We start from the raw sequence: 1,097 nt of genomic DNA, 5'->3' as shown, positions 1-1,097 counted from the left end.
GCCTCCGGCCCGCTGGCGCGAACGGTAGCCCTGCAGTTGGCAAGCCAACCACGTTCGCGAAGCGAGCCGTAGGCTTGACCTCTAGGCTGGTTTACGGCAGCCCCCAAAAGCGCAATCACCTTCGCACCGTTAAAATCCGCATCCCCTTCCCAACCGCAGTGCCCGCATGTGAACTGCTTACCCTTGCGATAGGATTGAGCGGAGTCGGGATGAATATGCAGGCACTTGTGGCAGATCTGCGAGGTATAGGCCGCAGGGACAGCTACCACTTTGACACCCGCCCTCACAGCCTTGTATTCGATAAACCGCCGCAGCTGGTAGAACGCCCAGCTATTGCTACGCCGCCGCTCCTCACGACTGCGGGGGTGTTGATTGGTGCGTTCTCGAATGCCGCTTAAGTCCTCAATCCCAATGCAGGCAGAAAGAGATTGAGCTGCTTTAACGATGCGCTTAGCGATACTGTGGTTCACCCAAGCTTGAAAGCGTCTCTCTTTGCCAGACAGCCGTTGCAGCAGTTGACGGCATCGCCGCCTGCAACTGCGGGTGCCCTTACTGGCCTTGCGCTGAAGAGACGCTCTTAACCGACAGTAGTGATCTCGGACTTTGTTCAGCTGCTGTCCATTCCAGTTGTCTCCTTCGGAGGTATGTGCAATGTCTCGCCGTCCCAGGTCAACACCAATCACCTTGTCGGTGTTCTGGTGCTTGGGGGGCTCTGCCTCGACACAAATCTGGATGGAGTAGAAGCCGTCCTTCCGCTGGACTAGGGTGGCCGATTTGGGGTTAGAGCCAGCCAGCATTCCCCTCTGGTAGTTGCCAATGGCTAGCTCAAAGCCTTCTCTTCCATCAACCGTGGCAAGCGACACTGTCCAGTCTTTCTCGCGAAACGAAAAGATACGTGCATCGTAGGTAACGAACCTACGCTTGAACTCTTTAACTGGACGGTTGCGCTGTCTCGCCACTTTGCGAGCGCCTGCCACCCGTCTGCAGACCTGCTGGGCCAGATTACTGGACAAGCCAAACCGAGCGCGAATCTGGTAATAGCAAAGGGATTGGAGTTTGACTGCGTTGACTACTTTTTCTGGTGTGTTTTGGTTGAC

1 pseudogene is annotated in these 1,097 nt (G+C 56.0%); it reads right to left on the bottom strand.

Going from position 1 to position 1,097, the window contains the following annotated elements:
• Window positions 1-73: 73 nt before the first annotated feature.
• A pseudogene (locus ACVWYZ_RS14290) lies at window positions 74-1,097 on the bottom strand (RNA-guided endonuclease InsQ/TnpB family protein); the annotation flags it as partial.

The sequence above is a fragment of the Thermostichus sp. MS-CIW-37 genome (genome assembly GCF_054060065.1).
Note: the sequence above shows the minus strand (reverse complement) of the source record. Positions and strands in the feature narration are given on the sequence as shown.